Below are 14,172 nucleotides of genomic sequence, written 5' to 3'. Positions count from 1 at the left end.
TTTATTTTATATATTCGAGCAAGGAAGAAAAGTGCATAGAAAAAAGGGCGTATTGTACGCCCCTCATCTTACTTATCCTCTGTAATATATGCCCATTTATAGCTGTAGTCTCCACCAACTGGATGGTGAACAATACCTTTTACTTTAGGTCTTTGAACGATAGCATCACCACGTTGATATAATGGTGCAATTGCTGCATCTTCCAATAACATTTTCTCCGCTTTCAGTAAGCTATCCCAACGCTCTTTCGTTTTCGTTAATAGCTCACCTTTACCTTTTTGTACAATCTCATCATATTTAGGATTTGAATATCCTGTTTGGTTATGAGGGCCATTTGTAACAAACATATCAATGAATGTCATTGGATCTAAGTAGTCAGGCCCCCAACCAGCGTAAGATAAATCATAATCTAGATCTGATTCTAATTTTAACTTTTGTTTAAATGGCTGGTTTTTCAAATTCACCGTTAAACCTGGTAGGTTTTTCTCAAGTTCTCCTTTTAAGAATTCTCCTACTTTTTTCGCACCATCACCATCATAGTTTAATAGTTCTACTGTAATTGCATCTTTTCCAAGCTCTTTTTTCGCTTTTTCCCAATGCTCTTTTGCTTTTTTCACATCTGTTTTTAAAATATCTCCATTTTCTTTACGGAAGTCTTTTCCATCTGGGCTCTTAGCAAATTCTTTTGGCACTAAATAATCTGCAGGTGTAGAACCATCATTTAAAATTACATTCGTTAAGCCTTTTTTATCGTACGCTTTTGCAATCGCTAAACGTAGATCTTTGCTCTTTAACACTGTATCTTGCCCACCACGTTTTTGGTTTAAGCGTAAGAAATATGTTGACGGTGTTTTTTGTGTAAAGAAGTCGGGGTTTGATTTATATTTGTCAACAAATTCAGATGTAAGTCCTGAACGATCGATTTGTCCACTTTCATATAAGTTAACACGTGTACCGCTATCTTTTACTACGTCAAAGTTGATTTCATCTAACTTAACTGTTTTATTATCCCAATATTGTGCATTTTTCTTTAACTTCCAACCTTCTTCATGTTTCCAGTCTGTTAATGTAAACGGTCCGTTGTATAACGTCGTATCTGATTCTAAACCGTACTTTTCTCCTTTTTCTTTTACAAATTTCTCGTTTAATGGATAAAATGTTCCAAATGAAGTTAATTCTACAAAGTAAGGAACTGGATTTTCTAATTCTACTTCTAACGTATAGTCATCTACAGCTTTTACTCCTAACGTATCTAGTTCAGCTTTTCCTTCATTAATCGCTTGTGCATTTTTCAAATCAAACATAATGTATGCATATTCTGCTGCTGTATTTTTATCTACCGCACGTTTCCAAGCAAACACGAAATCCTTCGCTGTTACAGGCTCTCCATTTGACCATTTTGCATTTTTATTTAATGTAAATGTGTATTTTTTACCATCATCACTCTTTTTATATGATTCAGCAACTCCTGGTGTTGCTTTATTATCTTTATCAAGTCGATATAAACCTTCCATTACGTTGTTTAAAGCTAGAAACGATACTTGGTCTGTCGCTTTAGCAGAGTCCATAGATGGAATCTCTTGAGACTCTGTTAAATTAAGCACTTGCTTCGCCGCTAGCTTTCCGCCTTCTTTTTCACCGCTTTTTGGTGTTGTGCTTGCCTTCTCTTTATCTCCTGATCCAGAGCAAGCTGTTAATGCCATACTCATTACTAAAACTGGTGCTACGACCGCTGTCAATTTTTTCATCTTTTTTCTCTTCATTTTTTTGTACCCTCCCCAATTATATGTACGATATTAACATTTAGAAATTCTCTACTAACTTTCGTTATCAGAAAATTCTTATTAATTAATATTCTACTGTTTTTTTAAATTTTGTAAAGTATTTTTGTAAATTTTCTAAATATTTATTTTTTTATTATAGTATCTTGTTGTTTTAACTACTATATGAATTATCCCCCGTCTACTATATGTAAACATCCCTTCTCTTATTCCACTCTATTACTACATTCTATATTTTTCTTATTAGCATGAGGTCTCTTACTATCATTCATCTTTCTTACCACTTACTGACCTCTCTAATTTCCTCAGATAGAACCTTCCTAATTACCTATCCGATTCTCAATAGGCTAAAGAGATTTATTCCCTTATAAATACTAAAAAGCATCTCAAAAGCAGCTCAGCCACTTTTGAAATGCTTTCACTTTATTTTTTTCCGCCATCCTCAGTTACATACGCCCACTTAAAGCTATATTCTGGACTGATGTTATGTTTCACAATTCCTTTTACATTCGGTTTCATTACGTACGATCTTCCTGTTTGATATAAAGGAACTAACCCTGCATCTTCTTCAAGGAATAATTTTTCAGCTTTCCCTAACGTTTCCCAGCGTTTTTTCGCATCACTCATTAATTCATTACCTGCTTTTCCTACCATTTCATCGTATTTTGGATTTGAATAACTCATTTGGTTGTACGGGCTCTTCGATTCAAACATATCAATAAATGTCATTGGATCCGCATAGTCTGGACTCCAACCTGCATAAGAAATTTCATAATCTTGCGCAGTTTCTAATTTTAATTTTTGTTTGAATGGCTGAATTTTCGTATTAATCGTTACACCTTTTAAATTTTTCTCAATTTGATCTTTTACATAGTCAGCAATCTTTTTCGCAGTTCCATCATCATAACTTAGTAATTCAATTGTCACTTGATCTTTTCCAAGTTCTTTTTTCGCCGCTTCCCAAGCTGCTGCTCCTTTTTTCGGATTATATTTCAGACCATTTTTAAATGTATCTTGATAATCTTTACCATCTGGCCCTGTCGCAAGTCCTTTTGGAACCAATTGATCTGTTGCTTTTGATCCATTATTTAAAATTACATTTGCCAATCCTTTTTTATCAACCGATAATGCAATTGCTTCACGTAGTTTTTTGCTCTTTAAAGGCGTATCTTGTCCGTTACGTTTTTGATTTAAACGTAAGAAGAATGTACTTGATTCCGCATACTCACCATATTCTTCTTTGTTCGATTTATATTTATCTACAAACTCTCCTGATAGTAATGTAAAATCAATTGATCCTGTATCATATAAATTTACTTTCGTTGCAACCTCTTTTACTACACTATAGTTAATTTCTTCTAATTTCACAGTCTTTTTATCCCAGTACTTATCATTTTTCTTCAGCTGCCAACCTTGTTCATGTTTCCATGAAGACATAACGAATGGACCGTTATACACAGTTGTATCTGCTTCTAAACCGTACTTATCACCTTTTTCTTTTACGAATTTTTCATTTAATGGATAGTATGATGGGAATGCTAATAAATTTAAGAAATAAGGTACCGGTTTTTCTAATTCTACTTCTAGCGTGTAATCATCTACCGCCTTCGCTCCTAATTCAGTTACAGGTTTTTCTCCTTTATTAATCGCTTCTGCATTTTTAATATAGTAAGCAATAAATGCATATTCTGCCGCAGTATTCTTATCAAGTAAGCGCTGCCATCCAAAAACGAAATCTTTCGCTGTTACAGGATCACCATTTGACCATTTTGCATCTTTTCGCAGTTTAAACGTATACTTTTTACCATCTTCACTTTTCGTACTAGACTCTGCCGCAGCAGGAATTGGCTTATTATCTTTATCAAGGCGATATAGGCCTTCCATCGTGTTCCCTAAAATTTGCGCACCTAATGTATCAGTAGATTTAGAAGTATCCATCGTCGGAATTTCTTGGTTTTCCGTACGATTTAATACTTGTTTCGCTGCATATTTAATATCTGATTTTTTTTCTTCCCCCCTATTTGATGTAGTAGTCGTTTTCTTTTCCCCACCTGACCCAGAACATGCTGTCAATGCAACACTCATCGCTAAAACTGGTACTACAACTGCCGTTAACTTTTTCATCTTTTTTCTCTTCATTTTTGTACCCTCCCTAATTATATGTACATTACCAACCCTTGAGAGACCCCTTAATAAAGATTCGTTTTTCAGAAAATTACAACTAATGTTATTCTACTCTTTTTTTCACATTTGTAAATAGTTTAATTTTAAATATTCTGACTTTTTTATTTTAGTAGGATTTATCCCCCATCTACTATATGTACATACTATACACCTTATTCTCCTCTATTTAACCATACTAAAAATTAGTATTTTAAGTTCACAAAAAAAGCATTTCAAAGTAGCTAAGCTACTTTGAAATGCTTTTTTAACTCTATTATTTTTCAGTTACATATGCCCATTTAAAGCTAAATTCTGGACTGATATTATGTTTTACTACTCCCTTTACATTTGGTTGTAAAACATAAGAATCTCCACGTTGATATAAAGGTACAATCGCTACATCTTCTTCAAGTAATGTTTTTTCAGCTTTTCCTAACTCTTCCCAACGTTTTTTCGCATCGCTCATTAATTCCGTTCCAGCTTTTTTCACCATGCCATCATATTTAGGGTCAGAGAAGCTCATTTGGTTATGAGAATGTCCAGTCTCAAACATATCTAAGAACGTCATTGGATCTGCATAATCCGGATTCCATCCGCCATACGAAATATCATATTGTTGTTCAGTTTCTAATTTTAGTTTTTGCTTAAATGGTTGAAGTTTAATATTAACTGTTACACCTTTTAGGTTTTTCTCAATCTGATCTTTAATATATTCGCCAACTTTTTTCGCATTACCAGTATCGTAGTTTAAAAATTCAATCGTAACTTGATCTTTTCCAAGTTCTTTTTTCGCTTCTTCCCAAGCTGCAGCAGCTTTTTTAGGATTTGGTTTCAAACCGTTTTTAAATGTTTCTTGGAAATCTTTACCGTCCGGTCCAGTTGCTAACCCTTTTGGTACTAAGAAGTCAGCTTCTTTTGATCCATCATTTAAAATTACATTTGCTAAATTCTTTTTATCAATTGATAGCGCAATTGCTTCACGTAATTTTTTGCTCTTTAATGGCGTGTCTTGTCCATCACGTTTTTGGTTCATACGAATGAAATACGTACTCACTTGTGAATATGTGCCAAATTCATCTTTCTTGCTTCTATATTTATCAACGAACTCTCCATTTAATAAAGCAAAGTCAACTTGACCGCTATCATATAGATTGACTAAAGTCGCAGCCTCTTTAACAACACTAAAGTTAACTTCTTCCAGTTTCACAGTCTTTTTATCCCAATATTGATCATTTTTCTTTAATTGCCATCCTTGTTCATGCTTCCAATCTTTAAGAACGAACGGTCCGTTATAGACAGTTGTATCAGACTCTAAACCGAACTTCTCGCCCTTTTCTTTTACGAACTTTTCATTTAATGGATAATATGATGGGAATGCTACTAAGTTTAAGAAGTACGGTACTGCTTGCTCTAACTCAACTTCAAGCGTAAGATCATCTACTGCTTTTACTCCTAATTCAGTTACAGGTTTTTCTCCTTTATTTACTACTTCTGCATTTTTAATCGGGAATGCGATAAATGCATACTCAGCAGCTGTTTTTGGATCTAATAGACGTTGCCAAGCGTATACGAAATCTTTCGCAGTTACTGGATCTCCATTTGACCATTTTGCATCTTTGCGTAGTTTGAACGTATATTTTTTACCATCTTCACTTTTCGTGCTAGATTCTGCTGCTGCTGGAATCGGCTTATTATCTTTATCAAGACGATATAACCCTTCCATCGTATTACCTAGCATTTGTGAAGATACTGTATCAGTTGATTTTGAAGAGTCCATCGTCGGAATCTCTTGTGTTACTGTTCGATTTAACACTTGTTTTGCTGCTAATTTTTCCCCTGATTTACTATCTCCACTAGAGCTAGAATTTGTGCTTGTCTTCTTATCTCCACCTGATGTAGAACATGCTGTTAACGCCATGCTCATTGCTAAAACCGGTGCTACAACTGCTGTTAGTTTTTTCATTTGTTTCTTTTTCATTTTGTACCCTCCCTAATTCTTAACGATAGCTATTAAAGAATTTTCTGATAATTCTGTTTTTCTCTATATATTTATCAGACGATTCTTACTAATTCTTATTCTACTAATTTTTTAATTTTTGTAAAGTATTATTATTGAAAATTTTTAAAAAATTATTTTTTTACAGTAATATTCATAAAAATGCCATATTTTGTTCAAACCTTATTTCGCATTCATACACATTCGTTGTTTTAATCACTTTTATCTCTTTTACCACTTGAATACTTGTTAATTATTGCTAATAAATAATGCATATATCTAAAAACATCTTTTCTACAAAAATAAAAAAGTCAGCAAAGCTGACTTTTTACCCGACCATTTTTTCTCTTTTCATTTCCTCTACTACTCTCGTATACTTCTCATCATCAAATTCATTTTCACTTTTCGCAACAACTACAGTTGCAATACCGTTACCAATTAAATTAACGATAGCACGTGCTTCTGACATGAAACGATCTACACCAAGTAATAACGCTAAACCTTCTAATGGGATAACATTCATTGCAGATAGAGTAGATGCTAGTACAATGAATCCCCCGCCGGTTACTGCTGCTGCTCCTTTAGATGTAACTAACAAAATAGCTATTATAGTTAATTGTTGACCTAGTGAAAGATCGACGTGAAAAACTTGAGCTAAAAATATAGTTGCCATTGATAAATAAATCGTTGTTCCATCTAAGTTAAAAGAATAGCCTGTTGGAATGACTAAACCTACTACCGGTTTCGAACACCCAAATTCTTCCATCTTTGTCATCATTCGCGGCAGTACTGATTCTGACGATGATGTCCCGAGAACAATAAGTAATTCTTCTTTAATATACGCTAAATATTTCCACAAACTAAATTTATACAATTTACAAATAAAATTTAAAACAATAAAAACAAATAATGCCATTGTCGCATATACACAAATCATTAATTTACCAAGTGGTATGAGCGTGCTTAAACCATACTTCCCAATTGTAAATGCCATCCCACCGAATGCTCCAACTGGTGCTAATTTCATTACAATTGATAAAATGTTAAAAAATACTTTCGATAATCTTTCAAAAAAGTCAATAACCGGTTGTCCATTTTTTCCTAACATCGTTAACCCTGCTCCGAATAAAATGGAGAAGAACAGAACTTGTAAAATATCACCTTTGGCAAATGCTTCAAACATGTTAGACGGCACGATATGTAAAAAGAAATCCATCCATTTCATTTCTTGCCCACTTTGTACATATTGTGAAACATCTCCGCCTTTTAGTTTTGAGGGATCTAATCCATCTCCTGGACGTACAACATTCGCTACGATGATACCAATAATTAAAGCTGCTGTTGTAACAATTTCAAAATATAATAGTGCCTTCCCACCAACACGGCCTACCTTTTTCATACTTCCCATACTTGCAATACCGAGCACAATTGTTAAAAAGATAATCGGTGCAATAACCATTTTAATCATATTGATGAATGTTTCACCAATTGGCTTCATTTGTTGTCCAACACTCGGCCAAATTGCCCCTACTGCAATACCACAAATAATAGCCACAATAACTTGGAATGTTAAATTCTTTACGATTCTCATTTTTGATACTCCCCTGTATTTTCATTTCTCCCATACTATTTCAATAATTGCTAATGATATATTCTATGTAATAGCCCCCCTGTTATTTAACTTAAACTATAAATTTATGTTACACTATTATCTTAAATTTGAAAATAGTATATAATATTTACGAATAAAAGACATACTATTTAACATAATAAAAAAGCAGACATTACATCTGCTTTAATTCTCCTCAATCTGTTTTTCACTTAATCCTAGATGTGTTCTAAGAGTATTACTCAAACTCTGTAGATCTTTTTTATTAGGATTATAATAATATACACGTTGCCCGTTTGGGCCATTAGGTAAGTATAAATCATCACCAGCTAATTGTATTTTTTCAACTGAACCGTTTAAACCGTATTTATAAAAAGATAAAATATCATCCATTACTAAATTTGTTTTAAAATCACCATCAACCGCCTCAACTATTTTTTCTAGCTTCGTAATCGATCCTACACTTTTTAATTTACTTAAAATCGCTTCAATAACAAGTTGTTGGCGCTGTCCTCTCATTGCATCACTATCAATATGGCGCGTTCTTGCTAGTGCAAGTGCTTCTTCCCCATTTAATTTTTGTAATCCTTTTTTCAAATGAATCGCATCAGGTTCATCTTTACTATTTTGCTCCGTAAATTCAACTGGGACATCCACTTCAATACCATCTAACCCATCAACAATTTTAGTAAAGGAACCAAAATTAAATTTCACAAAATAATCAACAGGCACCTGTAACAATTTTTCTACCGCTTCCACAGAAGCTTGCGGTCCTCCATCTTTACCATTTTTAACGAAACCACTTCCATATGCATGGGTTATTTTATCTTTTTTCTTTTCAACTGGAACATATGTATATGTATCACGCGGTATGCTCGTTAATTTCACTGTTTTATCGTCTTTATTAAAAGTCGCTAACAATAATGCATCTGTATGAAATGCACCATTATATTCCTTTTGTCGTTCTTGATTTTCATCAATTCCCATAATTAAAAGTGAAACATGATTTGCAATTGGCTTTACAGATTTCTCACGTAAATTGGATTTTTCACCTCGTGCTAAATTCAAATTAGATTTTTGTACAAGACTAGAAGTTTTCATATATACATAGGCCCCATAGCCAATTCCACCAAATAGTAATACCGCCAGTAGTAAACTTATTATCTTTTTCTTTTTATATTTTTGCTTATTTTTCTCTTCTCTTAAAGATGAATGATTCCCCATTTACTCTCCTCCTGTTTATTCATCCAATATGTTTTTCATTTTTTCATATTTAGCGCTATCCTTTTGAAACATACTTTCTTTCAATCCCTTATCTATTTGTATCCATTCAGTCGTAACTGAATATTGAATCAAGCCTTCTTGAAAACTAAGAAATTTCAACATAATCCCTGTATTTTTCTCCACAACCATTTCGAATTTCCCTCTTAAATCTTCAGAGGTGCTAACAGGCATCTCTATGTTTATAACTCCTTCAATTTTGTAACAATCTAATCCAAGATATTTCGTTTCTTTATAATTCCAATCTTTATATCGAATTAATAAATCTGCGAATTCTGATTGAATACTATATTTAGCTAGCCCTACATATTCATCATCATATCTCTTTTTCTCATCTGATTTTCTCACTAACCTTTCCGTAGGATTTAATTTTAATAGTTCATTGTTTCTTTCTTTCGGGTTCCATTTTGTCTCTTTATAGGTATACTTCTCATCATCAAACTCTTTTTTCTTCCCCTCGTTATATATAATTGTTCGTTTTTTGGCTAGTTTATCTTCTTTCGAAGAGATACCTCTTTGTTTCTCCGTATCAATCGCATACTTATATGTTGTAGCAATTCTTGATGAGCTAGAATATTCCTCAAATTGTCCTGAAATATTTTTAAAATAATCAATAGAATCTAGCATTTTTTGATGAATCTTTTCTTTATCTGGATAATGTACATTCGATTTTATTTCTTCTTCATTTTCATAATCAGAAAACGCTTTTTTCTTTACATATTCAAATACTCCACCATTTTGCGCAAAACTTTGTATAGAAAACTCAGACATAGATACCACTGAAAGTATACAAACCGCTGCACTAATTATCATCATATGAATTTTGTAACTCTTCTTTTTTACCTTAAGATTATGTAGCGTGCTATTAATCTTTTCATTTAACTCTGGAGGTACTATAACATTTTCATCTTTTATTCTCTTTTTTAATTTCTCATCAAATAATTTTTCATTATCCATCCTTTACACCCCCTATTCCATCTTTAATCGTTTTTGTAGTTGTTCCCTCGCACGTGATAATCTTGATTTCACTGTTCCTTTCGGTATTTCTAACAGCTTTGCTATACTCTCTTGATGCATGTCTTCATAGTAATAAAGCACCGTAACAGCTCTTAATTCTTCATGTAACGATTGAATCGCATTACACAAATCTATATCTTCATACTGATCACAAGCACTCATATTGTAATCATTCTCTTCTGTCACAATTACATTTTTATACGCTCTAATAATATTGTTACACTCATTTATTAGTATTCGAATTAACCAAGTGTGAAAAAATTCTTCTTTTTTTAATTTTTTTATATTTTCATAGGCTTTTAAAATTGTTGTCTGTATCGCATCCTCTATATTTGTCTCATCACGTAACATCGCCTTTGCTATTCGATACATCTTCGCTTTTTCTGTATGTATAAGCGCTATAAAGGCTTCATGATCACCTTTTTTCGCTAAAGAAACATCCGTTTCTTCTTTTACAATCATTTTATATAAAGGGATTACTTTCACAATTGCTCCTCCTGTTTCATCCTCACTTCATCACTTCCAATTTAACTTTACATGTATTAGACGTATGAACCTAGAAAAAGGTTCACTTTTTTGAATATTTCTGTAATTAAAAAGATAAATATCCTTTATAAGTGTTATGTGATAAACATACTAGTTTAAATTTACAAATAAAAAAAGCCCACTTTCTCAGTGGACTTTCTACTCTATAACGGTAAATCCCTCTTCCTAAATACTACAATCGCTACGATAAAAATACAAAGCGCTACAGTAGTTAAACCTATACTTATCGGCCATATATTATATGATCCTTCAGCAATTTCTTTCGGACGAAACAGCGTAAATAATGATAGGTTTTTCATCCATTCTAACTTATCACTTAACTTCCCCACCATATCCAATACGAAAAATAAGATAGTTAAACTCGCTGAATAACTTAGTGCTTTTCTTTCGTCATTACATATACAAGAAAAGAAAAATGAATACGCACTAACGACTAAAAATATGAGCCCTCCGACTATATTTATCTTCAAAAATAATTCTTTATTTAAGTTGTTATCTTGTAAAAACCATTCTGCACCTACTAACCCAGCTACATACGTAACAGATACAATAATTAGAAGTCCCAATATGAGAACAGCAGCTTGTGTAATCGCAATTTGCACTCTAGATACAGGTGTTGCTAGCAAGTATGCCATTGCTCCTTTATCTACATGACGAGCAATTAAATGTGTCGCAACTGTTACGCAAAAAATTGTTAAAATGATAATAAACAATAGACTATAGTATTCGCCCGCTAGAAAATCCATTACGTTTTGAATCGGACTTTCCATACCAACGATTTTTTTCACACTATCAGGCATGGCAGCTATTAATTCATTTAGCCCTTTCGCTGATACCATTGACGGGAATATCCAAATTAATAACCACAGATATAAAGCTGCACCAGACGCATAACTCAAAATACTTTTTTGTGTTTCTTTCAAACTAGCTAAAAATAATTGCTTATTCATGCGTTACCCCTTCTTTCTTATCGTAATAATGCATAAATAAATGTTCTAAATCCATCGCTCTCGTTTGAAGTGCCGTTACATTATAGTTTGAAAGTGTTTGTAAAACAGTTTGATAGTTTCCTTGTACAATGATAGATGCCTCTCTACCTTTTACCGCTTCAAATTGCAAATTACACTTTGTAAGGGACTCAATCTCTTCTTGTGATGATACTGTTACATCTATCACCTGTCTTCTCATACTTTGTAAATCGTGAATATTTTCAACCGTTACGAGTCGACCATCTTTAATAATAGCTACTCTGTCACAAGTTCTCTCAATTTCAGTAAAAATATGTGATGACATTAGGATTGTTTTTCCTCTTTGCTTTTCCTCTAATATTAAATCTATAAACACTTGCTGCATAAGTGGATCAAGTCCAGATGTTGGTTCATCTAAAATTAACACCTCTGGATCGTGCATAAATGCAGCGACTATCCCTACTTTTTGCTTCATTCCTTTAGACATTTTGCGAATCGGTGTTTTCACATCAAATTGCAGACGCTCTATCAGTTCATCTCGTCTTTTCGTATCCTTTAATCCTCGCATTCCTTGCATTAATTTTAAAAACTCTAATCCGTTCATTCCTTCAATAAAAGAAATTTCACCCGGTAAGTAACCAACTTCCCTTTGAATTTTCGCCGCTTCATTCCAACAATCTAATCCAAAAATTGTCGCTTTACCAGTTGTCGGTTTTATAAATCCCATTAAATTACGAATCGTCGTTGATTTCCCGGCACCATTCGGTCCTAAATAACCAAATACTTCTCCCTCTTTTACATCAAATGTAATATGAAACAAACCTTTTCCGTTCGAAAACTGTTTTGTGACATCTTGAACTGAAATCATAATTCCACCTCATTTTTTGAAATATTTAATGTGTGATATTTCAAAATTATTGTACTCCTCATCTTCCATATTCGCAACAACTTTTTGAAATATTTATTAGTCCATATTTCAAAATTATTGTTTTCCATTATTTTTTCTTGTATATTTTAAGTGAGGTGATTGCATTGAACGGCTTTGAAAGAGTAAAAGAAAGGAAAAAGCGTGCCATTAAAGAAGCAGCATTCGTATTATTTTCAGAACGTGGATTTAATGAAGTGAAAATAGAACATATCGCAAAAGAAGCAAACGTTTCTCAAGTTACAATTTATAATCATTTCGGAAGTAAAGATGCGTTATTTAGGGAGCTTATACAAGAATTTATCATATCTGAATTTCAATATTATAAAGAGCTTGCAGAAGAAAAATTACCTTTTCATGATATGATGCAAAAAATGATTGTAAGAAAAATGAATACTGGCGGATTATTTCAACCTGATATGTTACTACAAATGATGCAAAGGGACGAAGAACTCCGTAAGTTTATTTATAGTTATCAAAATGAAAAAATCCTACCCTGGTATTTAGAAATATTAGAACGAGCTCAGCGCAAAAATGAAATTAATCCACACCTTACTAAAGAAATGATGTTACTTTACATTCAAATGTTTACAAAATTAGGTGATGAATTTGGAGCACAACTTCTTGAAGGAGATCGGGAAAAACATATAAAAGATATCGTTACGATGTTCTTCTATGGTCTTTCTGTTCCACAAAAATAAAAAGACACGAATTTCGTGTCTTTTTTATTTTATAGAAATGACTCTACCCTTTTCACTACTTTCAATCGCTAATTGAATCAGTTTAATAACATCTAAACCTTCTTTTGCTGTTACAGGTAGTTCCTCACCATTTAATATACTATCTCGTACACCTTTATAATAATTGTCATAACAACCGACTTCTGTTGGAATACGCTCTAAGCTTTCTTCTGTTTCTAAAGTAGCAAAATCCTTTTCATCGTCTACTCCATAACCGTTATCACCTGGCTTCATTCCATTTTTTAATTGCTCTTCCTGCGAATCCATACCGTACTTCACGATAGAACCTTTCTCTCCATGCACTATAAAATGCGGTCCAGCTTTTTTCACATAACTGCTACTACGTAAAATGACACGTTTAACTCCGTAATGAAGTACTATGTGGAAATAATCATCCACCTCTGCACCTGGTCGTTGTTTTATTATATCTGCACTTATCGCATCTGGTTTCCCGAATATTGATAACGCTTGGTCAATTAAATGCGATCCTAAATCGTATAATATACCGGATCCTGGTAGATTTTTTTCTCTCCATCGATCACGTACATGTGGACGGAAACGATCAAAATTCGATTCATATGCGTATACATTCCCTACTCTGTTTTCTCCTAACAATTTCTTAATTGTTAAGAAATCATTATCAAAACGACGATTATGATATACGCTTAACATTACATTATGCTGCTCTGCTAATGAAATAAGCTCTTCTCCTTCTTCAATTGAGACAACAAATGGTTTTTCTACAACAACATGCTTACCTTTTAAAATTGCTTCTTTTACATATGGAAAATGAGTTGTATTAGGTGATGTAATAACAACTAAGTCAACATCAGCTCGCTTCACCAATTCATCAATTGTACTAACAACATTAGCGTTTGGTAATGTTTCTTTTACTACCTCTTCTTTTGAGGATAATACAGCACGAATATCATATTCTTCTATTGTTTGTAATAGTGGGATATGAAATGTCGTACTAGAAAAACCATATCCTACAATCCCTACACCTATTTTTTTCATGTTGCCCCTCCATTTGTCCCGCTTTAACGGGCAGTAAGATTCCTAACTCAAAATTCAGTGAAAGCTAAGGCATTAGGTGAGGAATCAAATGCTTGTTAAAGCCCGATTGGTTCAACTAATAATCAGTGA

Annotated in this window: 11 protein-coding genes; 1 reads left to right on the top strand and 10 read right to left on the bottom strand. The window is 33.1% G+C overall.

Going from position 1 to position 14,172, the window contains the following annotated elements; genetic code table 11:
* Positions 1 to 68 precede the first annotated feature (68 nt).
* The 9 genes from DN404_RS22605 to DN404_RS22565 all read right to left on the bottom strand — a co-directional run bounded on the left by DN404_RS22605 (position 69) and on the right by DN404_RS22565 (position 12,229).
* Positions 69 to 1,763, bottom strand: coding sequence for a peptide ABC transporter substrate-binding protein (locus DN404_RS22605; RefSeq protein WP_000823445.1), 1,695 nt, complete (start codon positions 1,761 to 1,763; stop codon positions 69 to 71).
* Between the two features lie 441 nt (positions 1,764 to 2,204).
* Complete coding sequence (locus tag DN404_RS22600; RefSeq protein ID WP_149215491.1) at positions 2,205 to 3,920, bottom strand: peptide ABC transporter substrate-binding protein; 1,716 nt, start codon at positions 3,918 to 3,920, stop codon at positions 2,205 to 2,207.
* A 298-nt stretch (positions 3,921 to 4,218) separates the two neighbouring features.
* The gene (locus DN404_RS22595; protein WP_000730167.1) at positions 4,219 to 5,922 is read right to left on the bottom strand and encodes a peptide ABC transporter substrate-binding protein; all 1,704 of its coding nucleotides are present in this window, start codon (positions 5,920 to 5,922) and stop codon (positions 4,219 to 4,221) included.
* Positions 5,923 to 6,268: 346 nt separating this feature from the next.
* On the bottom strand, positions 6,269 to 7,531 hold the full coding sequence (locus DN404_RS22590; RefSeq protein WP_059303531.1) for a dicarboxylate/amino acid:cation symporter: 1,263 nt from the start codon (positions 7,529 to 7,531) through the stop codon (positions 6,269 to 6,271).
* Positions 7,532 to 7,735: 204 nt separating this feature from the next.
* Positions 7,736 to 8,773, bottom strand: a complete 1,038-nt coding sequence (locus tag DN404_RS22585) for an LCP family protein (protein WP_000526726.1) — start codon at positions 8,771 to 8,773, stop codon at positions 7,736 to 7,738.
* Positions 8,774 to 8,788: 15 nt separating this feature from the next.
* On the bottom strand, positions 8,789 to 9,787 hold the full coding sequence (locus DN404_RS22580; protein ID WP_134208893.1) for an anti-sigma factor: 999 nt from the start codon (positions 9,785 to 9,787) through the stop codon (positions 8,789 to 8,791).
* Between the two features lie 12 nt (positions 9,788 to 9,799).
* Positions 9,800 to 10,333: a sigma-70 family RNA polymerase sigma factor gene (locus tag DN404_RS22575; RefSeq protein ID WP_149215490.1), complete on the bottom strand. Its 534-nt coding sequence runs from the start codon at positions 10,331 to 10,333 to the stop codon at positions 9,800 to 9,802.
* 203 nt (positions 10,334 to 10,536) lie between these two features.
* Positions 10,537 to 11,343, bottom strand: a complete 807-nt coding sequence (locus tag DN404_RS22570; protein ID WP_149215489.1) for an ABC transporter permease subunit — start codon at positions 11,341 to 11,343, stop codon at positions 10,537 to 10,539.
* On the bottom strand, positions 11,336 to 12,229 hold the full coding sequence (locus DN404_RS22565) for an ABC transporter ATP-binding protein (protein WP_000626577.1): 894 nt from the start codon (positions 12,227 to 12,229) through the stop codon (positions 11,336 to 11,338). The genes DN404_RS22570 and DN404_RS22565 overlap by 8 nt, the downstream gene beginning before the upstream one ends.
* A gap of 155 nt (positions 12,230 to 12,384) precedes the next feature.
* Between DN404_RS22565 and DN404_RS22560 the strand changes: the two genes are divergently transcribed.
* On the top strand, positions 12,385 to 12,987 hold the full coding sequence (locus DN404_RS22560; RefSeq protein WP_149215488.1) for a TetR/AcrR family transcriptional regulator: 603 nt from the start codon (positions 12,385 to 12,387) through the stop codon (positions 12,985 to 12,987).
* Positions 12,988 to 13,011: 24 nt separating this feature from the next.
* Here the strand turns inward: DN404_RS22560 and DN404_RS22555 are convergent, their stop codons facing one another.
* Complete coding sequence (locus tag DN404_RS22555) at positions 13,012 to 14,043, bottom strand: oxidoreductase (RefSeq protein ID WP_149215487.1); 1,032 nt, start codon at positions 14,041 to 14,043, stop codon at positions 13,012 to 13,014.
* Positions 14,044 to 14,172 lie beyond the last annotated feature (129 nt).

Origin of the sequence: Bacillus sp. TE8-1, assembly GCF_008368855.1 — a bacterium.
GTDB classification, from domain to species: Bacteria; Bacillota; Bacilli; order Bacillales; family Bacillaceae_G; genus Bacillus_A; species Bacillus_A cereus.
Note: the sequence above shows the minus strand (reverse complement) of the source record. Positions and strands in the feature narration are given on the sequence as shown.

Excerpts from the sequence above, each read along its gene's own strand:
- DN404_RS22605 (WP_000823445.1), bottom strand. The coding sequence starts at position 1,763 with ATGAAGAGAAAAAAGATGAAAAAATTGACAGCGGTCGTAGCACCAGTT.
- DN404_RS22600 (WP_149215491.1), bottom strand. The coding sequence starts at position 3,920 with ATGAAGAGAAAAAAGATGAAAAAGTTAACGGCAGTTGTAGTACCAGTT.
- DN404_RS22595 (WP_000730167.1), bottom strand. The coding sequence starts at position 5,922 with ATGAAAAAGAAACAAATGAAAAAACTAACAGCAGTTGTAGCACCGGTT.
- DN404_RS22590 (WP_059303531.1), bottom strand. The coding sequence starts at position 7,531 with ATGAGAATCGTAAAGAATTTAACATTCCAAGTTATTGTGGCTATTATT.
- DN404_RS22585 (WP_000526726.1), bottom strand. The coding sequence starts at position 8,773 with ATGGGGAATCATTCATCTTTAAGAGAAGAGAAAAATAAGCAAAAATAT.
- DN404_RS22580 (WP_134208893.1), bottom strand. The coding sequence starts at position 9,787 with ATGGATAATGAAAAATTATTTGATGAGAAATTAAAAAAGAGAATAAAA.
- DN404_RS22570 (WP_149215489.1), bottom strand. The coding sequence starts at position 11,343 with ATGAATAAGCAATTATTTTTAGCTAGTTTGAAAGAAACACAAAAAAGT.
- DN404_RS22565 (WP_000626577.1), bottom strand. The coding sequence starts at position 12,229 with ATGATTTCAGTTCAAGATGTCACAAAACAGTTTTCGAACGGAAAAGGT.
- DN404_RS22555 (WP_149215487.1), bottom strand. The coding sequence starts at position 14,043 with ATGAAAAAAATAGGTGTAGGGATTGTAGGATATGGTTTTTCTAGTACG.